At 72.4% G+C, this 22926-nt stretch carries 19 protein-coding genes; 8 read left to right on the top strand and 11 right to left on the bottom strand.

Annotated elements, in window-relative coordinates; translation table 11 throughout:
- Positions 1-358: 358 nt before the first annotated feature.
- The 9 genes from ACIQ7D_RS28740 to ACIQ7D_RS28700 all read right to left on the bottom strand — a co-directional run bounded on the left by ACIQ7D_RS28740 (position 359) and on the right by ACIQ7D_RS28700 (position 9013).
- Positions 359-1633, bottom strand: coding sequence for an FG-GAP repeat domain-containing protein (locus tag ACIQ7D_RS28740; RefSeq protein WP_403942353.1), 1275 nt, complete (start codon positions 1631-1633; stop codon positions 359-361).
- Positions 1630-2133: an FG-GAP repeat domain-containing protein gene (locus ACIQ7D_RS28735; RefSeq protein WP_403942351.1), complete on the bottom strand. Its 504-nt coding sequence runs from the start codon at positions 2131-2133 to the stop codon at positions 1630-1632. Before ACIQ7D_RS28735 ends, ACIQ7D_RS28740 begins: the two co-directional genes overlap by 4 nt.
- Before the next feature lie 298 nt (positions 2134-2431).
- Positions 2432-3058: a hypothetical protein gene (locus ACIQ7D_RS28730; protein WP_403942348.1), complete on the bottom strand. Its 627-nt coding sequence runs from the start codon at positions 3056-3058 to the stop codon at positions 2432-2434.
- Positions 3055-3930 carry a carbohydrate ABC transporter permease gene (locus tag ACIQ7D_RS28725; RefSeq protein ID WP_403942346.1) on the bottom strand — a complete coding sequence of 292 codons (876 nt, stop codon included), beginning with the start codon at positions 3928-3930 and terminating at the stop codon, positions 3055-3057. Before ACIQ7D_RS28725 ends, ACIQ7D_RS28730 begins: the two co-directional genes overlap by 4 nt.
- On the bottom strand, positions 3927-4883 hold the full coding sequence (locus ACIQ7D_RS28720; RefSeq protein WP_403942345.1) for a carbohydrate ABC transporter permease: 957 nt from the start codon (positions 4881-4883) through the stop codon (positions 3927-3929). Before ACIQ7D_RS28720 ends, ACIQ7D_RS28725 begins: the two co-directional genes overlap by 4 nt.
- On the bottom strand, positions 4884-6164 hold the full coding sequence (locus ACIQ7D_RS28715; protein WP_403942342.1) for an ABC transporter substrate-binding protein: 1281 nt from the start codon (positions 6162-6164) through the stop codon (positions 4884-4886).
- A 73-nt stretch (positions 6165-6237) separates the two neighbouring features.
- Positions 6238-6984, bottom strand: a complete 747-nt coding sequence (locus ACIQ7D_RS28710) for a cupin (protein WP_403942340.1) — start codon at positions 6982-6984, stop codon at positions 6238-6240.
- Positions 6978-7898: a PmoA family protein gene (locus tag ACIQ7D_RS28705; RefSeq protein WP_403942338.1), complete on the bottom strand. Its 921-nt coding sequence runs from the start codon at positions 7896-7898 to the stop codon at positions 6978-6980. The genes ACIQ7D_RS28710 and ACIQ7D_RS28705 overlap by 7 nt, the downstream gene beginning before the upstream one ends.
- Entirely contained in the window at positions 7895-9013 is a 1119-nt protein-coding gene (locus tag ACIQ7D_RS28700; protein WP_403942335.1) for a Gfo/Idh/MocA family protein, read from the bottom strand. The genes ACIQ7D_RS28705 and ACIQ7D_RS28700 overlap by 4 nt, the downstream gene beginning before the upstream one ends.
- A gap of 71 nt (positions 9014-9084) precedes the next feature.
- Here ACIQ7D_RS28700 and ACIQ7D_RS28695 point away from each other — a divergent pair, with 71 nt between their 5' ends.
- From ACIQ7D_RS28695 to ACIQ7D_RS28680, 4 genes are all read left to right on the top strand, one after another.
- On the top strand, positions 9085-10083 hold the full coding sequence (locus ACIQ7D_RS28695) for a LacI family DNA-binding transcriptional regulator (RefSeq protein WP_403942333.1): 999 nt from the start codon (positions 9085-9087) through the stop codon (positions 10081-10083).
- 228 nt (positions 10084-10311) lie between these two features.
- On the top strand, positions 10312-11652 hold the full coding sequence (locus ACIQ7D_RS28690; protein ID WP_403942331.1) for a Gfo/Idh/MocA family protein: 1341 nt from the start codon (positions 10312-10314) through the stop codon (positions 11650-11652).
- Between the two features lie 228 nt (positions 11653-11880).
- Positions 11881-14451: an alpha-L-arabinofuranosidase C-terminal domain-containing protein gene (locus tag ACIQ7D_RS28685; RefSeq protein WP_403942329.1), complete on the top strand. Its 2571-nt coding sequence runs from the start codon at positions 11881-11883 to the stop codon at positions 14449-14451.
- Positions 14452-14658: 207 nt separating this feature from the next.
- Entirely contained in the window at positions 14659-15747 is a 1089-nt protein-coding gene (locus tag ACIQ7D_RS28680) for an aldose epimerase family protein (protein ID WP_403942511.1), read from the top strand.
- A gap of 72 nt (positions 15748-15819) precedes the next feature.
- On the opposite strand, the gene ACIQ7D_RS28675 is transcribed toward ACIQ7D_RS28680, so the two are convergent.
- Positions 15820-18012 (bottom strand): glycoside hydrolase family 9 protein, encoded by a 2193-nt coding sequence (locus ACIQ7D_RS28675; protein WP_403942327.1) that lies wholly within the window; start codon positions 18010-18012, stop codon positions 15820-15822.
- 466 nt (positions 18013-18478) lie between these two features.
- Between ACIQ7D_RS28675 and ACIQ7D_RS28670 the strand changes: the two genes are divergently transcribed.
- The 3 genes from ACIQ7D_RS28670 to ACIQ7D_RS28660 are packed head-to-tail and all read left to right on the top strand — an operon-like array spanning position 18479 to position 20786.
- Entirely contained in the window at positions 18479-19240 is a 762-nt protein-coding gene (locus ACIQ7D_RS28670; RefSeq protein ID WP_403942324.1) for a LamB/YcsF family protein, read from the top strand.
- Positions 19237-19884 (top strand): allophanate hydrolase subunit 1, encoded by a 648-nt coding sequence (locus ACIQ7D_RS28665; RefSeq protein ID WP_403942322.1) that lies wholly within the window; start codon positions 19237-19239, stop codon positions 19882-19884. Before ACIQ7D_RS28670 ends, ACIQ7D_RS28665 begins: the two co-directional genes overlap by 4 nt.
- Positions 19881-20786 (top strand): biotin-dependent carboxyltransferase family protein, encoded by a 906-nt coding sequence (locus tag ACIQ7D_RS28660; protein ID WP_403942319.1) that lies wholly within the window; start codon positions 19881-19883, stop codon positions 20784-20786. The genes ACIQ7D_RS28665 and ACIQ7D_RS28660 overlap by 4 nt, the downstream gene beginning before the upstream one ends.
- A 208-nt stretch (positions 20787-20994) precedes the next feature.
- Here the strand turns inward: ACIQ7D_RS28660 and ACIQ7D_RS28655 are convergent, their stop codons facing one another.
- Positions 20995-22032 carry a sporulation protein gene (locus ACIQ7D_RS28655; protein WP_403942317.1) on the bottom strand — a complete coding sequence of 346 codons (1038 nt, stop codon included), beginning with the start codon at positions 22030-22032 and terminating at the stop codon, positions 20995-20997.
- A gap of 261 nt (positions 22033-22293) precedes the next feature.
- Between ACIQ7D_RS28655 and ACIQ7D_RS28650 the strand changes: the two genes are divergently transcribed.
- On the top strand, positions 22294-22785 hold the full coding sequence (locus ACIQ7D_RS28650; protein ID WP_403942315.1) for a carboxymuconolactone decarboxylase family protein: 492 nt from the start codon (positions 22294-22296) through the stop codon (positions 22783-22785).
- Positions 22786-22926: the final 141 nt, after the last annotated feature.

Genomic DNA, 22926 nt, shown 5'->3' with positions numbered 1-22926 from the left:
AAGGGAAGTAAGGCTCGCGTTTCGTGCCGGTACATCCCGATGCGCCCGGACCGAAGCTGTGAGCAACCTGTGAGATCCGACAACGCGCCCTCCGGTTGCCCGAGGCTCCTGAAGTGACCGATCCTTGGCTGGATTTACGCGCTGTCCAGTGGATCCGGCCAATGTGAGGCGGGAACGCTTCCCCGGGTTCGGCGGGCGTGGTAAACGGACGACCGCGTTCAGCCCCGGCATGACGGAGCGCCCCGGCATGACGGAGCGCCCCGGCATGACGGAGCGCCCCGGCCGACGGAACGCGTCGGCCGGGGCGCCCTGGTGCCCGCTGCGGGGCAGGGTCCGGTGGGACCGGTGTGGTTGCTGGTCAGACCAGGTCGGCGTACTGGTTCCAGCCGCCGGAGCCGATCTTCACGCGGTCCTTGAAGGGCGTCGCGGCGATGCCCGTACCCGCGTAGAAGTACAGCTCACCCGCGGAGTTGGACGCCAGCAGGTCCGCGCGGCCGTCGCCGTTCAGGTCGCCGGGAGCCGTGAGCTTGTTGTACTGGCTCCAGCCCGCGCCGCCCACCTGCGTCTTCGGGCCGAACGGCGCGCTCGCGTCGCCCGTGCCCGCGTACAGGAACAGCCCCTCGGAGCTGCGCGCGACCAGGTCGGCCCGGCCGTCACCGGTCAGATCACCGGCGCCGACGATCGTGTTGAACTGCATCCAGCCGCTGCCGCCGACCTGCACCCGGCCCTTCACCGACAGGCCGTTGCCGCTGCCCGCGTTGAAGTACAGCGCGGTGGAGCTGCGGGAGAGCAGGTCGCTCTTGCCGTCGCCGTCGAGGTCCCCGGGGCCGATCACCAGGTTGTACGCCTTGGAGCCGCCCGCGATCTGCGGCTCGTCGGCCGCGTAGAGACCGGTGTTGTACAGGCCCCCGTCGTACGTGCTGTGCTCGATCAGGTCCGAGATGCCGTTGGCGCGCAGCGACACGGAGTGCGTCAGCCGCGAGGCGGCCGGATCCCAGCCCTCACCGACGAGGTACCGCTCGCTCAGGCGGCCGGTACCGGTGGCGAAGTAGTAGTAGAGGTCGCCGCCCGGAGTACGGGCGAAGACCCCGTCCTTGCCGAAGAACGGCGGGTTGCCCGTGCCCGCGAACTGGGTGAGCGTGCCCCAGTTCTCGCCGACCGTCTCCCGGGCGGAGAGGGTGCCGTCGCCGTTGCCCTCGTAGTAGTAGAGAGTGCCGTCGTACGAGCGGGCCACCAGGTCGGGGGTGCCGTTGCCGCTGAGGTCGGCGCCGCCCACGATCTGGTTGTACTGGAGCCAGCCGGTGCCGCCGAGCTGGATCCGGTCCCTGAACGGGTAGGCGGTCACGCTGCCGTTGCCCGGGTAGAGGTACAGCCCCGTCGCATTGCGCACGAGGATGTCGGCGAGCCCGTCCCCGTCGAGGTCGTCCACCCCGATGAGCTGGTCGAACTGGCTCCACCCCGCGCCGCCCACCTGGATCCCGGCGCCGAAGCCGCTCCCGGTGCCGGGGAAGAGGAAGAGCCCCGCGGCGCCGCGCGCCAGCAGGTCGGGCTTGCCGTCCCCGTTCAGGTCACCGGGGACGAACAGCTTGTTGTACGCCTGCCAGCCGGTGCTGAGCGTGGTGTACGAGGTCATCCCGCCGTCGGTGGTGGCGTTCGCCCGCTGTGCAGCCGCAGGGCGCCGGTGGGCGAGAGGGTGAGCAGGTCGGGCGTGCCGTCACCGGTGAGGTCGCCGGGCAGCAGCAGATCCTTGACCTCGGAGTCGTCCTCGGAGATGACCTCGGCCCCGCCGGTGGACCAGTCCACCCACACGGAGCCGTAGTTGGTCCGATAGACCAGCTCACCGAAACCGTCCCCGTTGAAGTCGGCGCGGTTGACGGCGGCGCGCGCGGCCCCGGCCCGGGACGGGACGGCGCCCCTGGCCTTGGCGGAGCCGCGGTCGGGGACCGAGAAGGCGGGCCGTTCGCCGGCGCTCGGCTCGGGCAGGGTGACGGTGCCCTGCGGCCCGCCCTCCGCCCCGGCGGCCGAGGCCGGACCGGCCAGGGCACCGCCGGCCAGTACGGTGACGCAGGTGAGCGCGGCGGGCAGGGTGAACCGCCGGTGCCGGCGGGCCCGGGGTCTCGCGGGAGTCGGCATACAGCCTCCAGTCAGAGTGCGGACGCACCGGGGGAGCGGCGATGGCGCGATGGTGTGCCCCGACGCGACCGCGGCGTACACGCCGGCGCGTGGCACGGCGGGCGCTGCCCCCGTCAGCGATGACGCCCTCCCCAGGTCGTCCCCCAGGTGTATCCGCCAACGGATCCTGAAAGCAAGTCAATTGTGAAGCAGGCATGGATTTTTAGTGTACGGATGGGGAGAAATCCCCGGATGGTACGGCGCCGGCCCCGGTGGACAGCGAGCCGCGTCAGTACCTCGGCGGCCGGCGCCCCCGTGCTCAGCGTACGGAGCCGTCGCGTGCGGCCAGGCCCACACCCCGCCCCCGCCCCCGTACCTCGACCGCGGTGAGCGCCAGCGCGAGCGGCCCCGGCGCCAGAAACGCCAGCGGCAGCATCATCCACCCGCAGAGCACGGCCGCCGCCAGCGCGAGCAGCACCAGCGCGCTGCCGCCCGGGTCCCGGGGCACGTCCCCCGCCGCGCGGCGCACCGCCGTACGCCAGTCGCTGAGCGACTCGGCGCGCGCGCACGCGCGCAGCCCCGTCACCACCGCGTACGCGCCGATCACCGCCGCCACCACGGCGAACGCCCGCGCCCCCGGCAGCCCGGCGCCCGCCAGCGCCAGATCCGCCACGAGCAGCAGCGCGCCCGCGAGAGCCAGGGCCCCCGCGGCGAGATCGCCGGGGCGCAGCCGTCCCCGCAGCACGGTGAGGTAGCGCCCCGCGGTGGCCGGCCGGCCCCGCTGGCTCCCGCGCAGCACCTCGCAGGCCGTGGAGAGTGCCGCGGGCACGGTGACCAGCGGCAGACAGACCACGGCCGTGATCAGCCCGACGCTCAGCACATCGGCGAAGAGCGTCGTGCGCGGCCCGAAGATCTCGCCCGGCTCCCGGGCCCGGGCCGCGCTCATCCCTTGATCCCGGAGTTGGCCATGCCCTCGACCAGGAACCGCTGGAAGGCGAGGAAGAAGAGCACGATCGGCAGCAGCGCGATCACCGACATCGCGAACATCGGGCCGAACGCCGACTGGCTGGAGGCGTCCACGAACGACCGCAGCGCCAGTGTCAGCGTGAACTTCTCCGGGGAGAAGAGATAGATCAACTGGGTGAAGAAGTCGTTCCACGTCCAGATGAAGGTGAAGATCGCCGTGGTGATCAGCGCGGGCCTGATCAGCGGCAGGATGATCGAGTAGAAGCTGCGGAACGGACCGCACCCGTCGATCCTGGCCGCCTCCTCCAGCTCACGCGGCAGCCCGCGCATGAACTGCACGATGAGGAAGACGAAGAACGCCTCGGTGGCGAGGAACTTCGGCAGGATCAGCGGCCAGTAGGTGTTCACCATTCCGAGCTGGTTGAAGAGGATGTACTGCGGGATCAGCACCGCGTGGTGCGGCAGCATGATCGTCGCGATCATGAACGCGAAGAGCGGCCCGCGGAAGCGGAAGCGCAGCCGCGCGAAGGCGTACGCCGCCAGCGAGCAGCTCAGGACGTTGCCGAGCACCGCGCCGCCCGCGATCAGCAGCGAGTTGGTCAGCAGCCGCCACACGGTCACGTCGTTGACGCCCTCCAGGGCGGCCGTGTAGTTCGACCACTCCAGCCGGCTCGGCAGCAGCCGCAGACTGGCCAGCACCTCGTCGGCGGGCTTGAGCGAGGTGGCCAGCAGCCAGGCCAGCGGATACAGCATCACCAGCAGCGCGGCCAGACACCCGGCGTGCAGGGCGACCCGGCGCCAGGGAACCGCCTTGCGGGACAGAGCGGGCGCGGCGGGGGGCAGGGTGGTCATCGGGCCTCCTCGTTGGCGTAGAAGACCCAGGAACGCGAGGTACGGAAGAGCACCGCGGTGACGGCGCCGATCGCGAGCAGCAGCACCCAGGCCATGGCCGAGGCGTAGCCCATGTGCGAGGCGACGAAGCCGCGGTCGTACAGGTACAGCGTGTAGAAGAGCGTGGAGTCCGCGGGGCCGCCCTTCCCCGCGCTGACCGCGAACGCGGGTGTGAAGACCTGGAACGCCTGGATGGTCTGGAGCACCAGGTTGAAGAAGAGGACCGGCGAGAGCATCGGCAGCGTGATGGAGAGGAACTGCCGTCCCCGGCCCGCCCCGTCCACCGCCGCGGCCTCGTACAGCTCCGACGGGATCTGCTGGAGCCCGGCCAGGAAGATCACCATCGGGGCCCCGAACTGCCACACCGTCAGCAGCGCCACGGCCAGCAGCGCCCAGCCGGGCCGGGTGACCCAGCCGCCCGTGCCCAGCCCAAGGGAGTCGAGCAGCGTGTCCACCGTGCCGCCGTCGTTGAAGATCGCCCGCCAGACCAGGGCGATCGACATGGACGCGCCGAGCAGCGACGGCGCGTAGAACGCGGACCGGTAGAACCCCTTGCCGCGCCGTACGGACTTCAGCGCGAGCGCGACGGCCAGCGCGAGCGCCAGTTGCAGGGGTACGGCGATGACGACGTACCCCAGGGTCGCGCCCACCGAACGCCAGTATCGCGGGTCCTCGGTGAACATCTGCGTGTAGTTGCGCAGCCCCACCCAGTTCGGCGCGTTGAACATGTCGTAGTCGGTGAACGACAGATAGAGCGAGACGGCCATCGGCAGCAGCGTCAGCACGCTCGCGCCGAGCACCCAGGGGGAGAGGAAGACCCAGGCGGCGCCCTCGCGCCGGCGCCTGCGCGGCCCCCGCGGCGCGGGGGACGGACCGCCGCGCGCGCGGGTCGCGGGTATGTCGGTGGTGGTCATTTACCTCAGCTCCGCCTTCGCCTCGGTGACGTAGTTCTCGGCCGCCTCGCGGGGCGACATCCGCCCGAACGACACCTGGTCGTAGTCGCGGCTGAAGGTGGTCTGCAGGGCGCTGTCACCCGAGGGCGGGGCCTGCGGGGGGTCGTTGAGCACGCCCTCCACCGTCGCCTGGTAGTCGGCCACCGTCTTGTCGAAGTCCTTGAGCCCGGGGACCACGTCCGCGCGGATCGACTCGTTGACCGGGATGCCGCGGCTCGCGCCGAGGATCTTCGCCGCGTCCTTGTCGTTGATCATGAAGTCGATGAGCTGGGCGGCCTCCTTGGGATGCCCGGTGTTCGCGGCGGCCCCCATGAACATCGACGGCTTGAAGTACTGCCCCGGCGTCCCGTCCTCGCCGGACGGCATCGGCGCCAGGGTCACCCCGTCCGTCACGAGTGCCGTGAATCCGCTCGACGGCGCGTCCCAGTTGAAGTCGGAGACGGCCTTGCCGCGCCCGAGCGGGGTGTTCTCCACCGAACCGTCGAGCTGCGTGGTCTGCTCCGCGGGCGAGACCACTCCCTCGCGCCGCAGCCCGTCGGCGAAGGTCCACCACCGGGTCAGGTCACCGGCCGTGAAACCGAGCCCGCCGCCCTTGGTGTACAGCGACTTGCCCTGGCCGCGCAGCCACACCTCGAAGCAGTCCTCGCTCTGCCCCGGGTCGACGGAGCCGGGCTTCCCGGTCCGCCGCGTCAGCTCACGCACCGCGTCCGCCCAGTCGTTCCAGGTCCAGCCCGCGCGCGGCGGGGCGACCCCGGCCACCTTCCACTCCTTCGCGTCGTACACGACGGCCTCCGTACCGCGCGCCTGCACGATCGCGTACTGCGTGCCGTCCACCGCCCCGGTGGCCAGCAGCCCGGGGTCGATCTCGTCCGTGCGCAGCGCGGCCGGCTGGGTGCCGAGATCCAGCAGGACCCCGCCCGTCGCGTACTGGTCGATCATCCGGTAGTCGAGCTGCATCACGTCGGGCGCGTCGCCGCCGGCCGCCTGCGTGGCGAGCTTCTGCTTGTACGCGTCGTAGCCGGCGAACGACGTCTGTACGTCGATCCCGGGGTGCTCCTTCTCGAACAGCGCCACGGCCTCGTCGGTACGGGCCGCCCGGTCGGGGTTGCCCCACCACGTGTAGCGCAGGGTCACCTTCCCGCCGCCGCTCGTCCCCTCGGAACCGCCGCAGGCGGTGAGCAGAGCGCTGAGCGTGAGCGTCATGAGGAGCGCCCAGGACCTCGTTGTCCTGTTTCCGGGCATGCTGACCCCACCTCTCCTTCCCTGTGCGTGCTGGCGTGCGGGCCTGCTGACGTGCGCCGGGTGACGTACGGACTCACTCGTCCCGGTGGGGGAGCGTCGTACCGGGCAGCTCGTACTCGACGCGCCGCCCGCACATGCCGTACCCGCCCTCCCGGCTGGGACCGCTGTCGAACGCCCCGGAGCCGGCCAGATACTCCGGCGCGCCGGACTCCAGCGCGTCGAGCTGCGCGCCCGTGCGCTCCGCCGTCGCCAGCGCCCCGGCCCGCCACAGCTCCCGCCACGCCGCCACCTTGGGGCGCACCAGCCGGGCCGCGGCCCGCTGGAACTCCCGGTACGGGCCGTTGTCACCCGCCTCCAGCGCCTCCCGCAGCACCAGATAGCCGCTCACCGCGAGATCCCTGCGCCGCCGCGCCGCGGCCTCCGCCTCGGGTCCCGACCTGGCGGGCAGCGTCGCCGCGGCGGTGTACCGCTCGGGGTCGGCGAGGTAGTCGGGCGGGAAGGTGAAGACCGCGTCACCGGCCTCCGGCAGCCCGCTGTTCTGCATCAGGACCGTGATGCGCAGCCCGCCGCCCTGCACCATGCGGTGCACGGTGCCCGGGGTGAACCACGCCACGCGGCCGGCCTCCAGCGGCGTCTCGCGGTAGCCCTCGGGCGTCAGCGTCTGCACCGCCCCCCGGCCGCCCGTCACGACGTACGCCTCCGTGCACACCAGATGCAGATGGGGGCTGCCGCCGCACACCCCGTCGGCCGCCTCCCAGTCGTAGGCGCTCAGGTGCGACAGTCCGACGGCGCCCGGCAGCGGGTGCGGCAGGCTCACCATGACAGGCCCTTCAGATGTGCGCCGACCTGTTCGCGGTCCCAGGCGCCGTCGGCGACGACCACCCGGTAGCGGTACGCGAAGGACTCGCCGGGCGGGAGCGCGAACTCCTCGAAGAACGCCCAGGAGAACGCCACGGTCGGGATCGGCTCGGAGCGTACGAACCAGTGCGAGGCGTGGATCGCGTCCTCGTTCTCCGGCGCGTGCGCGAAGACCAGCGTGGAGTGCCCGTCCACGTCGTCGTGTTCACCGGTGAACGCCAGCCAGGGGCCCCGCGTCCCCATCAGGCTCTTCGGTTCGGGCTCATCCGCGCCGAGCGGGCCGAGGACGGCGCCGCCGGTGAAGTCGCGGGGGCCGCGCCACTGGAGCCCGGTGTACCCGGCCATCTCGCGGCCCGCCGTGGTCGGCGAGCCGAACAGCAGCGGCTCGGCGCGTACGTTGGTCAGCCGGATCGTCCAGTCCAGCGCCCACGCCCCGGCCTCCTCGTCCACCGAGTGGACGGTGATACCGCGCTCCTCGCGGGCCCACTCGGCGCCGCCGTTCTCCACCCAGGTCAGCTCCTCGGCGAGCTGAAGGCGGTCCTCCTCCACCGCGAACACGGGGAAACCGTCGTGGCGCATCGAACCGACGCGCTCGCGGATCGGCAGATACCCCTCGCCGTGGACGTAGGAGTTGCCGCCCCAGAAGTTCTGCCCGGACAGATGACTGGCCGTCATCTGGAGCCCCTTGTGCCACCGGTGGTCGTTGGGGCGGTAGCCGGTGACCTGCCGCCCCGCCAGGGTGCGCAGGGGATGGATGTAGGGTTTGCGCGCCTCGAAGGGGTCCGGATCCGGCCGGTAGACGTACGACAGCAGCTCGACGCCGCCGTGGCGGACCGAGATCCGCTCGCCGTGGGTGTGGGTGACCTGAATCGTCATCGCTGGGGGCTCCAGTCGGGGTGGTCGCCGTGCATGGCCGTGTAGTAGGGGTCGGTGGGGGTGATAGCGCCCGCGCGCACAGGCTGCCCGCTGAACGCCGCCTTGTAGAGGGCCGCGGCGAATTCGACGGTGCGCCGCGCGTCGGCTCCGCTGCCCGGCGGCCGGAGACCGGCGTCCATCGCGTCGAGTACGGCGCCGAGCTGCGCGGCGTGCGAGCTGGGCACATCGGCCGCCGGGGAGCGCCAGGCGTCGGCGCGCTCCGCCCCGACGTGCGGGGCCGGGGTGTAGACCCAGTCGGCGTTGGTATGGCCGTAAAGATGCGTCAGTTCGACCGTCGCGTCGGCGCAGTCGATCCGGATCCGGCTCACCTCGTCCGGCGAGAGGACGCTGTTGACGACGGTGGCGAGGGCGCCGTTCTCGAACCGCACCAGCGCCGTCGAGACATCCTCGCTCTCCGTTTCGTGGACCAGCCGGGACGCCATGGCGCGTATCTCGGTCCAGTCGCCCAGCAGATGCAGCAGCAGGTCGTACTGGTGGATGCCGTGCCCCATGGTGGGCCCGCCGCCCTCGCTGGACCACCGGCCGCGCCACGGCACCGCGTAGTACGCGCTGTCGCGGTGCCAGGTGGTCTGGCAGTGCGCGACCAGCGGGGCGCCCAGCTCACCGCCCGCGATCAGCTCCCGGGCGTGCGCCGCCCCGGAGCCGTACCGGTGCTGGAAGACCACCGAGGCGTACGCGCCGGACGCGGCCTCGGCCGCGGCGATCGCGTCGTACTCCGCCAGCGTCAGGGTCAGCGGCTTCTCGCACAGCACCCAGGCGCCCGCCTCCAGCGCGGCCACCGTCTGCGCGCGGTGCAGCGACGGCGGGGTGCCGATGAGGACCAGGTCGGGACGGACCGCGCCGAGCATCGCGTCGAGCGAGCCGAACCCCTCGACCGTCATGCCCTCGCCGGCGGCCGTCGCGCGGAACGCGTCGAGCCGCTCCCGGTCCACGTCGACCGCGGCGACCAGCTCCACCCGGTCGGCGTGGGCCCGCAGAGCGGAGAGATGGCTTCCGGTGACGATCGCGCCCGTGCCGACGACGGCTGCGCGCAGGCGGGCGGACTGCTGGGACATGCGTGCTCCTCGGATGGAAACCGATCTTGATTGACGCCTGTGGTGCGGGGTGCCAACCTCAGGGCGTGCAGGTGACGATTCGAGAGGTTGCGAAGGTGGCCGGGGTCTCCCCGTCCACGGTGTCCCGGGCTCTGGCACCGGACGGAACGGTGAGCGAGGCGACCCGTGAGCGGGTACGGGCCGCGGCGCAGCGGCTCGGCTATCAGCCCAACCCTTCGGCGCGCGGTCTGATCACCGGGCGTACGGGGCACCTCGGGCTGATCGTGCCGGATCTGCTGAACCCGTTCTTCGCGGACATCTGCAAAGGAGTGCAGGCACGGGCGCGCGGACTGGGCCACGCCGTGTTCGTCAGCGACGCGGAGCGCGACGAGGGCCTGGAGCTGGACGCGATCCGCACCCTGGCCCCGGAGGTCGACGGCATCGTGCTGTGCTCCCCGCACCTCAGCGGCGAGGAACTGGCGTCGCTGCCCGGGCTGACCGCCAAGCCGATCGTGCTGCTGCACCGCAAGGAGCCGGGCTTCGCGAGCGTCACGGCCGATCTGGTCGAGGGCATGGGCGACGCGCTCACCCACCTGCACGCGCTCGGACACCGCAGGATCGCGTACGTGGGCGGGCCGCGCTCCACCTGGGCGGCGCGGGAACGCGCGGCCGGCATCGAGGCGATGGCCGAGACCGGGAAGGTGGAGATCGTCCACGTCGGGAGCGTCGCCCCGCACTTCGACGGAGGCATCACCGGCGCGGCCGACGTGGTGCTGGCCAGCGGCGCGAGCGCGGTGGTGGCCTTCAACGACATCGTCGCGTTCGGACTGATCAGCCGCTTCACCGCGCGCGGCGTACGGGTGCCGGAGGAGATGAGCGTGGTCGGCTGCGACGACATCGCCCTGTCCGGGATGGCCGCTCCGCCGCTGACCACCGTCTCCGTCCCCAAGTCCCACGGGTCGCGGGCCGCCGTCGATCTGCTCTTCCGGATCCTGGGCACCCCGGCGGTCGAAGGGGCCGAACCCCTGCAGCGCGTCCTGCCGACCCATCTCGTGGTACGGGGCTCGACGGCTGTCGTCGGCCGGGGCTGACCTGCGCACTTCCGAGCCCTTCGATCGACGGGGGCGATGGTCTGCAAACGTTGCCAGTCAGTTTCCAACTGGCCCGGAAGTTACGCCCGCAAGAACGATCGAGTCAATGAAATTGCCGGAATCAGCCGCGAACGCGGAGCCGGGCGGTGCTCTTGTTCGGTGACGGACCGGCATGCAATCGTTGCCGCTGACTTCCCGGATACCTGACCCGAGCGAGCGGAGATCCCCATGCAGGACCCCACCGTGCGTCGTCGTCGCTGTGCCGTGGTGGGACTGGGCGCCCGGGCGCGGTTGTTCACCGAGGCCCTGGTGGGCCCGTACGCCGACCGGATGGAACTGGTGGGTTTCTGCGACGTCAACGCGCACCGGATGGCCGTCCACAACGAGTGGCTGGCCGCCGCGCGCCCCGGTCTGCCGCCCGTACCCGCCTACGGCGAGGACGGGTTCGGGCAGATGCTGCGCCGCGAACGGGTGGACCTGGTGGTGGTGTGCGGCGTGGACCGTACACACGACCGCTACATCGTCGAGGCCCTGGAAGCCGGGTGCGACGTGGTGACCGAGAAGCCGATGACGACGGACGCGGACCGGGCCCGCCGGATCCTCGACGCGCGGCGGAGGACGGGACGCGAGGTGAGGGTGGCGTTCAACTACCGCTACAACCCGGTGCACACGGCGGTACGCGAGACCCTCGCCTCCGGCGCGATCGGCGATGTGGGGTCCGTGCACTTCGAGTGGCTGCTGGACCTGCGACACGGCGCGGACTACTTCCGGCGCTGGCACCGCGAGAAGGCGAACTCCGGCGGCCTGCTGGTGCACAAGGCGACCCACCACTTCGACCTGGTCAACTGGTGGCTGGACAGCACCCCGCGCACGGTCTTCGCACAGGGCGGGCTGTTCTTCTACGGTGACGCGAACGGGCAGCGCCGCGGCCTGGCCCGGGACTACGCCCGCGCACACGGCTCCCCGGCCGCCGAGGAGGACCCCTTCGCCGTACGCCTGGCGGACTCGGACGTGCTCAAGGCCCTGTATCTGGACGCGGAGGGCGAGGACGGCTACCACCGTGACCAGAACGTGTTCGGCCCCGGGGTCACCATCGAGGACGACATGGCGGTGCTGGTGCGCTACGCGTCGGGGGCGACACTGACCTACCACCTGACGGCGTACGCCCCCTGGGAGGGGTACCGGATCGCGTTCAACGGGAGCCGCGGCCGGCTGGAGCTGCTGGTCGAGGAGTCCACCTGGGCCAGGCCCGCCGCGCGCGCGGCGGGCGGCGGCGCGGTGATGCACGGCGCGGCCGTCGGGGACACCGCCGGGCGTACGGAGCTGCTGCTGCGGCCGTTCTGGGCGGAGCCGCGCGAGGTGAAGGTGGCGACCGGGGAAGGCGGACACGGAGGAGGCGACGTACGGATGCTCGCCGACCTCTTCGGCGCGCCCGGCGCCGTGGACGACACCCTGGGCCGCGCGGCCGACGCCGCCGACGGCGCCCGGTCGCTGGTCACCGGACTGGCCGCCAACCAGTCCCTCGCCACCGGGCTCCCGGTCCACACCCACGACCTCCTCGCCGTCTGAACCCCGCGCCTTCTCCTCGGATCGCGCCCCACCCTCCTGGAGCGCCCCCGAGTCGATACCCGGCGATGCCCGGACCACACCGGTCCGGGCATCGCCATGTCCGTACCCACCACCCCTGATTCATCCGGCTCTGCGCGAACCATTGACGCCTCTGTCGGCTCCTCCATATCTTGCCGTTCGAAGTTCTGACCATCGTCCGATATATCGAACGAGGAGCCGCAGAAACTCATGCCACGCACACGCTGGAGGCCGGCTCTCACGGCTGTGGCGCTCCTGGTGACGGCCAGCGCGCTCCAGGCGCCGGCGAGCGCCGTGCAGAACACGGCGCGGGACACCGCCGTGAACGCCGCGCGGGACACCACCGACGCCCAGGACACCACCGACTACACGCTGGACGTGGACACCCGCGGTACGGGACCCAGGATCGACGACACCATGTACGGCGTCTTCTACGAGGACATCAACCGCGCCGCGGACGGCGGCCTGTACGCCGAGCTGGTCCAGAACCGGTCCTTCGAGTACAGCCGCGCCGACAACGCCTCCTACACGCCGATGACCGCGTGGACCCCCACCGGCACCGGCGCGGTGACGGCCGTCGACGACGGGAACCGCCTGAACGAGCGGAACCGGACCTATCTGCGGCTTGCCCCCGACGGGTCCGCCGAGGGCGTCGGCGTCGTCAACTCCGGCTACAGCACCGGAATCGCGGTCGCCCGGGGCAAGCGGTACGACGTCTCGGTGTGGGCGCGCACCGACCAGCCGGCCGGCACCCCCCTGACACTCGCCCTGCGCGACGCCGACGGCACCGCGCTCGCGCGCCCGCTGCGGGTCACCGCGCGCGGCGACACCTGGGCCAAGTACACCGGCAGCCTCACCGCCACCGCCACGAGCACCGAGGGGCGCCTCGCCGTCACCGCGGGCGGCGCCGGCACCGTACGGCTCGACATGATCTCGCTCTTCCCCCGGGACACCTACAAGGGCCGCCCCGGCGGGCTGCGCAAGGACCTCGCCGAGAAGATCGCCGCACTGAAGCCGGGGTTCCTCCGCTTCCCCGGCGGCTGCCTCGTCAACACCGGCAGCCACGAGGGGTACGACGCGGCCTCGGGCTTCCAGCGCAAGCGGTCCTACCAGTGGAAGGACACCATCGGCCCGGTCGAGCAGCGCGCCACCAACGCCAACTTCTGGGGCTACAACCAGAGTTACGGCCTCGGCTACTACGAGTACTTCCAGTACGCCGAGGACATCGGCGCGATGGCCCTGCCGGTGGTGCCCGCGCTCGTCACCGGCTGCGGCCAGAACCAGGCCACCGACAACCCGGCCCTGCTGCGGCGCCACATCCAGGACACCCTGGACCTGATCGAGTTCGCCAACGGCCCCGCCACCTCGGTCTGGGGCAAGAAGCGGGCGGCCATGGGCCATCCGAAGCCCTTCGGCCTCACCCACATCGAGGTGGGCAACGAGGAGAACCTGCCCGACGCGTTCTTCGAGCGCTTCACCGAGTTCCGCGACGCTATCGAGGCCCGGTACCCGGACATCACCGTGATCTCCAACTCCGGCCCCGACGACAGCGGTTCCACCTTCGAGCGGGCCTGGCAGCTCAACCGGGACGCCAAGGTCGACATGGTCGACGAGCACTACTACAACAGCCCCCAGTGGTTCCTGGAGAACAACGACCGCTACGACGGCTACGACCGTTCGGGGCCCAAGGTGTTCCTCGGCGAATACGCCTCCCAGGACAACCGCTTCCGCAACGCGCTCGCCGAAGCCGCCTTCATGACCGGCCTCGAACGCAACGCAGATGTCGTCGAACTCGCCTCCTACGCCCCGCTGCTGGCCCACACCGACGCCGTGCAGTGGCGGCCCGACATGATCTGGTTCGACAACACCCGGTCATGGGGCTCGACGAGCTACGAGACACAGAAGCTCTTCATGACCAACGTCGGCGACCGTGTCGTCCCCAGCACGGCCAGCGCCACCCCGGCCATGTCCGGACCGATCGAGGGCGCGATCGGCCTGTCCACCTGGGCGACCAGCGCCGCCTACGACGACGTACGGGTCACCGGCGAGGACGGCGCCACCCTGTTCGACGAGGACTTCTCCGGCGGTGACGGCCGGTGGACGAAGGCGGCGGGCACCGGCGCCTGGGCCGTCGAGGACGGCCGGTACGTCCAGTCCGACGCGGCGGCCGAGAACACCCTGGTCACCGCGGGCGACCCGGCCTGGCGGAACTACGACCTGAACGTGAAGGCCACCAAGCACTCCGGCAAGGAGGGCTTCCTGGTCGCCTTCGGGATCAAGGACACCGGGAACTACTACTGGTGGAACCTCGGCGGCTGGAACAACACCCGCTCCGCGGTGGAGAAGGCGGTCGGCGGCGCCAAGCAGTCGATGACCGAGAACGGCACCACGATCGAGACCGGCCGCGCGTACGACCTGCGCGTCTCGGTCCGCGGCCGCCAGGTCACCCTCTTCCTCGACGGCCAGGAGTGGGGCAGCTTCACCGACGACAAGGTGGCCGAACCCTTCCGGCAGGTCGTCACGCGCGACGGGAAGGACCTTGTCGTCAAGGTCGTCAACGCCCAGGACGCCGCGGCCCGCACCACGATCGACCTCGGCCGGGGCACCCGCGTCGCCCCCACCGCGCGGCTCACCACCCTCAGCGGGGACCCGGACGCCGTCAACACCGCCGACGACCGGCCGATCGCCCCGCGCACCTCGACCCTGACGGGCGTCGGCGCGCACTTCACCCACACCTTCCCGCCGAACTCGATCACCTTCGTACGGCTCGGGCTGCGATGACACCCACCGGAGTGCCGGGCCGTCCGGCACCCCGCCGTACGCACCCCACCACCTCACCCCTCCCCTCCACCAGGAGCCGCACACATGACCACTGAGCCGCTGCACACGGAAACGCAAGCCACGACGGACGGCGCGGGAACGGGCCCAGGACCGGCGACCAGACGCACCGTGCTGGCGGGCGCCGCCGCGGTCGGCCTCACCGCCGCCATGACCGGCCAGGCCCGGGCCTCCGCCGGTGGCAGGGCCCCCACCCGCGAGCCGTTCGGCCGGCTCGCCGACGGCACCAAGGTGCACCGCTGGACCCTGGAGAACGGCTCCACCCGGCTCAAGGTGCTCAGCTACGGCGGCATCGTCCAGTCGCTGGAGATCCCCGACCGCCGCGGCCGGTACACCAACGTGTCCCTGGGCTTCGACAACCTGGACGACTACCTGGGGGCCACCACCTACTTCGGCGCCCTCATCGGCCGCTACGGCAACCGGATCGCCGGGGGCCGCTTCACCCTCGACGGCCGGACCCATCAACTCCCCCTGAACGACGGGGTGAACACCCTGCACGGCGGCACGAAGGGCTTCGACAAGAGGGTCTGGGACGTCGAACCCTTCACGGACGCCACCGGGGTGGGCATCGTCCTGCGGTACGTCAGCGGCGACGGCGAGATGGGGTACCCCGGCACCCTCAAGGTGAAGGTGACGTACACCCTCACACCGCGCGGCACCTGGCGCATCGACTACGCCGCCACCACGGACCGGGCCACTGTCGTCAACCTCACCAACCACACCTACTTCAACCTCGCCGGGGAGGGCAGCGGCGACATCTACGGCCATGAACTGACCCTCGAAGCCTCCCGCTACACCCCCGTCGACCCCACCCTGATCCCGACCGGGGAACTGGCGAGGGTCGCGGGAACCCCCTTCGACTTCCGGACGCCCAAGCCCGTCGGCCGGGACATCCGCGTGGGCCACCCCCAGCTCCTGCGCGGCCAGGGCTTCGACCACAACTGGGTGCTCGACAAGGGCCTCACCACCGCGCCCCGGCTCGCCGCCACGCTCCGTGACCCGGAGTCCGGACGCACCGTACGGATCGCGACGACCGAGCCGGGCGTGCAGTTCTACTCGGGCAACTTCGTCGTCGGCACCCTGGTCGGCACCTCCGGCCGGATCTACCGCCAGGGCGACGGCCTGTGCCTGGAGACCCAGCACTTCCCGGACTCCCCGAACCGGCCCTCGTTCCCCTCCACCGTGCTGCGCCCGGGCGCGACCTACCGGTCGACGACGGAGCACTCCTTCCACGCCTGACCCCTGACGCACCGCGAGGGGCGCCGCCCCCGGCCACCGGAACCCGGGCCGGGGGCGCCGCCTCCGCTGCTCTCAGCCGCACGCGCTCGCGTCGAGGGTGAACGCGGTGGGCGCCGGATTCGGTCCGGTGACGGTGGCCTGGAAGCCGAAACTCACCGTCCCGCCCGGCGCGATCGCCCGGTTCCAGCCCGCGTCCTTCGCCGTGACGGTGGCGCCGCTCTGGCCGACGGTGGCGCTCCAGGCGCTGGTCACCCGCTGGCCGCCCGCGTACGTCCACCCCAGCGTCCAGCCGTCGACGGCGGCCGGGGACGTGTTCCTCACCGTCACCGTCGCGGTGAACCCGCTGGACCAGGTGGAGTCGACCCGGTAGGTCACCGCGCACCCGGCGCCCGGCTGCGGATCACCGCCGCCTGCGGCGGACGGCTCGGCGGCGTAGGCCGCGAGCCAGACCAGCGGGGCGTTCCAGTTGACCGCCACCTCGTTGGTGGAGTACGAGCCGATGTCGTCGATGTAGCAGGCCGCGGGCGCGCACCCGGCGAGCTTCTCCTCCGCCACCGGATCCTGGAGCCCCGCGTTGGGGCCGCCCGCGAGCGAACCCGCCGGCGGCCGGGGGAGCGAGGCGTCCGCCTGGTGCGCCCAGAACCGGTGGTGCTGGTTCTGGGACGAGCGCGCCCCGTACCCCGTGATGTACGACAGGTCCAGGGTGTTGCGGCCGAGCAGGTAGTCCAGCGTCTCGACCGCCCCGGCGCGGTAGCGCTGCTGCCCCGTCAGATCGTGGGCGACGGCCATCACCACCGCGTTGTTGGCCACCAGGCTGTTGGAGCCCCACACGTACGCGGTCGCGGGGATCGGCACCGCGTACCCCTGGCCCGCCATGAGGGACAGATAGCCGTCGGCGGCCGTGGTCACCGAGGCGCGGATCCGGGCGGTGTCCGACGCGGACAGGCCGGTGGGAACGGTGGCCAGGGTGAGCCGGCCGAGCGCCGCCGTGTCCGCCCAGCCGAACCCCGCCCCGGGGAAGGCGTTCGCCGAGGTGTGCCAGGACGAGCCGGTGACGGCGTCCCGGTACGCGGCCTCCCCGGTCGTCGCGTACAACTCGGCGCCGGCCCAGTAGAACTCGTCGCTCACCGTCGCGTCACCGTAGGCGCCGCCGCCCGTCCCGTCCGAATCCGGCGCGATCATCGCGGGGTTGGCGCGGGCCGCCGTCCAGGCGCGCCGGGCCGAGTCCAGGCAGCGGGCCGCGAACGCCGCGTCGTACGGGGCGTAGACCCGGGCGCACTGGGCGGCGGTGGCCGCGAGGTTGAGGGTCGCGGCGGTCGAGGGGCGGTGCAGTTCGCGCTGCTGGTCGTCCTGCTCGGGCCGGGTGGGCAGCGCCGTCCAGGCCGCGTCATGGATCTTGTGGAACGCCGTACCGGCGAGCGGCTTGCCCGCGGGCACCTGCATCCGCATCAGGAAGTCCAACTCCCAGCGCGCCTCGTCGAGCACGTCGGGGACGCCGTTGCCGCGCTCCGGGATCCTGAGCGTGGAGTCGCCCAGCGCCGCCGCCGTACCGGCCCGTCCGGCCCGCTCGAACGCGTTGACCATCAGCCAGGTGGAGATGCCCCCGTTGACGACGTACTTGCCGTGGTCGCCCGCGTCGTACCAGCCGCCCCGTACATCACGGCTGTAGTCGCAGACCCCGGCCTGACAGGGCACGCTCGTGTCGCCCTTGTTCGGCGCGACGCCGAGATGCCCGGCGGGCCGCGCGTACCCCGGGCCCGCGAGCGAGGACTCGATGGCGATACCGCTGCGCTGCTGGTAGAAGAACGACATCGCGTCCGAGCGCAGGGCCTTGTAGAGCCCGGCGTCGATGGCGAAGGGGTGGCTGCTCCGTCCGTCGACGACCAGGGTGAAGCCGTTGCCCGTACCGGTGTACGAGGAGAAGTCGGCGAGCTGGGTGACCTCGCGCGAGGCGGTGTCGGTGCCCCGCACGGTGGTGGTCCCGGAGGCGACGGCCGTGCCCGCCGCGTTTCTGAGCTGCCAGGTGAGCGGTGCGGCCGACGCGGTCACGACGGTGGCGCGCTTGGGACCGTCCGGCAGATAGCCGAGCTGGTTGGTACGCACCGGGGTGTCCGCCGCGGCCGGTACGGCGGCCCCGGCGGCGTCCGCGCCGACGGCGGACGTGGTCGCGGGACCGGTGACCAGCAGCGCCGCCGAGAGCGCCGCGGCGGCGATCCAGGAGACGGTACGGCGTGGACCGCGGAGCGGATACGTCGGAACGGGCATGGTGGGGGACCCCTTCGCAGGCGGCTCGAACAGGGAGTGGGAGCGCTCCCATCGGAGCGTCGCATGGACACGTCAAGCGGTCAATGCGTGCGGCGCGGAAAGGGTGACGACGCCGGGCCGATGACGCCGGGCGGCGGGAAGGCGGGAAGGGCGGGAAGGCGGGAGGCGGGAACGATCCGGCCAGGGGGAGGCGGCGGCCGAGCGGGCCACGGCCGGACGTACGGTCATGGCCGGGACGTGTGCGGACGGGAAAGAGAGGGGACCCACTCATCGTGATCACCGAAACCGCGCACCGGGCGGGGGCCCCGACAGCACGCCCGACGCCGGCGAACCCTTCCGCGCGCGGCTCACCTGCCCCACCGGGCGCCCCGCCCCGCCCCGCCGGTCCCGCCGCCGGACCCGACCGGCCGCGCACGCCGCCGGTCACCCGATCCCCACGACCCTCCCGACCTGGCAGGTGCGACCCATGACGATCGATCTCAACAGCGACCTCGGCGAAGGCTTCGGAGCGTGGCGCCTCGGCGACGACGACGCCCTCCTCACCCTGGTCACCAGCGCCAACGTCGCCTGCGGCTTCCACGCCGGCGACCCGACCGTGATGCGGGGCGCGTGCGAGGAGGCGGCCCGGCGCGGCGTCGCGATCGGCGCCCAGGTCGGCTACCGCGATCTGCCCGGATTCGGCCGCCGCTTCATCGACGTCGACCCGCCGGAACTCGTCAACGACGTCGTCTACCAGATCGCCGCCCTCGACGGCTTCGCCCGCCTCGCCGGTACCCGCGTCAGCTACGTCAAACCCCACGGCGCGCTCTACAACGCGATCGTCCACCACGAGGCACAGGCCGCCGCAGTGGCCGAGGCCGTACGCCGCTACGACCCCGCCCTGGCCGTCCTCGGCCTGCCCGGCAGCGCCTGGCTGCGGCACGCCGCCGACGCCGGACTGCCCTGCTTCCAGGAGGCGTTCGCCGACCGCGCCTACACCCCCCGGGGCACCCTGGTCTCCCGCCGCGAACCCGGCGCCGTACTGCACGACCCGGACGCGATCGTGGCGCGCTCCCTGCGCATGGTCACCGAAGGCGTCGTGACCGCCGTCGACGGCACCGACGTCCCCGTGCGCGCCGACTCCCTGTGCGTCCACGGCGACACCCCCGGCGCGGTGGCGATCGCCCGCCTGCTCCGCGACGAACTCACCCGCACGGGCCACGGCCCCCGGCCCTTCACCGCGCGATGACCGCGCCCGCCGGCCCCGTCCTGCGGCCCATGGGCGGCGCGGCGCTCCTCGCCGAACTCGACGGACTCGACGCCGTCCTCGCGCTGCGCGCCGAACTGGCGGACGACCCACCACATGGCGTACGGGAGCTGGTCGCCGCCGCGCGCACCCTGCTGATCACCTACGACCCGGCGGCCACCGGACCCGACACCCTCGCCCGCGAGGTGACCCGCCGCGCCACGACGCCCCGTACCGTACGGCCCGAACCGGCCACCCACCACGAGGAGCTGACCGTGCCCGTACGGTACGACGGCCCCGACCTCGCCGAGGTCGCGCGACGGACCGGGCTCACCGAGGAAGACGTGATCGCCCGTCACACCGCGCCCCGCTACACCGTGGCGTTCGCCGGGTTCGCGCCCGGCTTCGGCTATCTGACCGGCACCGACCCGCTGCTGGCGCTGGACCGCCGCGCCGAGCCGCGCACCGAGGTGCCCGCCGGCGCCGTCGCCGTCGCGGGCGGCTTCACCGGTGTCTATCCGCGCCCCTCACCCGGCGGCTGGCACCTCCTGGGCACCACCGAGCTCACCCTGTGGGACGAGCGACGCGACCCGCCCGCGCTCCTCGTACCCGGCAGGGCCGTCCGGCTCCGGGCGGTCGGCCGATGAACGGACGCCACCTGGAGATCCTCGCCCCCGGTCCGCTGACCACCGTCCAGGACCTCGGCAGGCCCGGCTGGGCCCACCTCGGCGTCACGGCCTCGGGCGCCGCCGACACCGTCTCCCTCACCCTCGCCAACCGGCTGCTCGGCAACCCGGAGGACACCGCGGCGCTGGAGACCACCCTCGGCGGCCTGCGTGTCCGGATCCGCTCCCGCCGCGCAGACGGCACCCCGGCGGTGCTCTACCTCGCCCTCACCGGCGCGCCCTGTCCCGTACGTGTCGACGGCGGGGCCGCCGGGATGAACGCCCCGATCGCCGTGACCGACGGCCAACTGCTCGAACTCGGCCCGCCCGCCTCCGGGCTGCGCACCTATCTCGCGGTACGGGGCGGGCTCGACGTACCGCCCGTCCTCGGTTCCCGCTCGGCCGACCTGCTCTCCGGCCTCGGCCCGCCGCCGCTGACGGCGGGCGACACGCTGCCCGTCGGCCCGGCCACGGGCACCATGCCCGGAGTCGACCTGGCACCGTGCGCCGCCCCGCCCGGGGAGTTCACCCTCAGGGTGGTGCCCGGCCCCCGGGACGACTGGTTCGACGAGGCGTCCCGTCAGGCCCTCTACCGGGACTCCTGGGAGGCCACCAGTCGGAGCAACCGGGTGGGCGTACGCCTCGAAGGCCCCGCCCTGGTCCGCGCCGGGGACGGCGAACTCCCGGCCGAGGGCATGGTCCGCGGCGCCCTCCAAGTCCCCCCGAACGGGCGGCCGATCCTCTTCCTCGCCGACCATCCGGTCACCGGCGGCTACCCGGTCATCGGAGTCGTCCACCCGGACGATCTGCCCCTGGCGGGACAGCTGCCACCGGGCGCCACGGTCCGCTTCCGCCGCCACGGGGCCGGTCGCGTCCTGGGGTGAGGCCGGCCCGTACCCACAGGTGGCACGGAATGGGAACCCCGAGGGCCGTTTTCCCGTTTCTCCTTATGTGGGCACGGAGGGACCGTGTCCCCGGGCCTCCCCCCGAGAGCCCGGGTAGGCCGCAAGGCGACTGCCCTCCGCTCGCACACCGAACGGCCCCGGCTGGAATCCCCCGTCCAGCCGGGGCCTTCGTCCTTCCCCGGCGCCGCTACTCGTCGCCGCCCTCGTCCTCGCCGTCGTCGTCGCCCTCGAAGGCGTCACCGATCTCGTCGACGACCTCCGCGGCGACCATGCCGCCCACGACGCCGACCGCCACACCCGCCGCGACCCCGGCCACCACGGCTCCGGTGCTCGGGCCGGAGCGGCGCCCACCGGAGTGGTGCTCGCCGTGACCGTGGTCCGCGTACCCGCCGTGGCCGCCGTACTCGCCGTGCCCGCCGTGTCCCTGCGTCCCGTAGGGACCGGTACGCGACGCGTGCGCGTCGAGGACCTGCCGGAGCCAGCCGTCGACCTCGGTGTTCCACTGCGTCCGCGCCACGTCGTGGTGCGCGACCATGAACCGGTGGACGGTGTCGTGGCCGCCGGAGAAGAGCCCGCCGCGCTTGTCGGCCTCGATGACGACCTCCATCCCGTCGGGCGAGGCGAGGAACGTCACCTCGATCTCGTTCACGGCGTGCGCGTACTGCGCGGGCGGTGTGAGTTCCAGCTCCTGGTAGAAGGGGAGCCGCTGGCCGGTGCCGTTGATGTGCCCCAGCTCCAGATCGGCCGATTTGAAACCCCAGCCGAGCTGCCCGAGCGCCTCCAGGATCGCCTCCTGGGCCGGCAGCGGCGCCACCCCGAGCTGGTCGAGATCGCCCTTGTCGCGTGCTCCGGCCACCGCCAGCTCGGTCCGTACGCCCAGCACCACGCCCAGCGGCTGGCCGTGCAGTTGGGTCAGCGGTGTCTCCCACGGGAGGGTCAGGGAGAACGGCACGGCGTGCTCGGTCTCCTCGGCCAGCCGGAAGCCGCCGCCGACCACCGTGCGGTCGAAGACGACGGTCCCCTCGCTCTCCCCCTCGTCGCCCTCCGCCTCCACACGGGCGACCAGATCCAGCGTGATCTGCTCGATCTCCACGTCCGCGCGGCCGCCGCGCAGCAGCACCCGGCCGGTCAGGGGGGAGCCGGGGAGGGCGGTCGTGCTGTCCAGCACCGTGTCGACCGAGGGGCCGCCGACACCGACGGCTCCGAGCAGTTTCTTGAACACCATCGTGGCGTCCACTCCTTCATATGCTTCTGTCGTTCCCTGCACTGATCCCCGCTGAGGACCGGCGGGGTGTGGGGCGCCACCAGAACTACCCCAGAAGGTAAAGCGATTCCCAAGGTGAGCCCCGAGGACGGCGATTTCCAGCCATCCGGGCGCCGGGCGGCCCTCCGGCCGCCTCCGGGCCTTCCACGCCGCCCGAAATCACCATTCCGCTCTTTCGCGATTCCGTTCCCCGGCCGCCGTCCCGGAGAATAGAGTTCCGTTATGACCCGTCATGAATCCACGCCCCGCGTACCGCTGAAGAAACTGACCCCGGACGTCTCCGGTGCCATGGGCGCCCTGCACGCCGCCGCCGTTTCCGCGGCGCGCGACGCCAAGATCGAACCGGAAATCCTGGAACTGGTCAGGATTCGCGCCTCGCAGATCAACGGCTGCGCCTTCTGCCTCGACATGCATACGAAGGACGCCCGTGCCCACGGTGAGGCCGAGCACCGTATCTACGCGCTGAACGCCTGGCGCGAGACACCGTTCTTCAACGAGCGGGAGCGCGCCGCCCTCACGCTGACCGAGGCCGTGACCCTGGTCCACGACGGCCAGGTGCCCGACGCGGTCTACGCGGAGGCCGCCGCCGTGTTCGACGAGGCACAGGTCGCGGCATTGATCTGGGCGGCCACCGTCATCAACGCGTACAACCGCATCGCCATTGCCACCCGCATGGCTCCGGGCGCCTATCAGCCGGTACCCAAGAATTCCTGAACCAGGAATGGCGGGGGGCGGCCGGGGCGACAGGCCCCCCCCCCCCACCGGGTGCGGCACCGCCACAGGGGGGGCCTTTGGCTGCCCCCCCCGGCGGGGGGGCCCGGGGGGGGGTTGGGTGCGGGGGGGGGGGGGGGGGGG

This window comes from Streptomyces sp. NPDC096310 (genome assembly GCF_044763125.1).
Taxonomy (GTDB): Bacteria; Actinomycetota; Actinomycetes; order Streptomycetales; family Streptomycetaceae; genus Streptomyces.
Note: the sequence above shows the minus strand (reverse complement) of the source record. Positions and strands in the feature narration are given on the sequence as shown.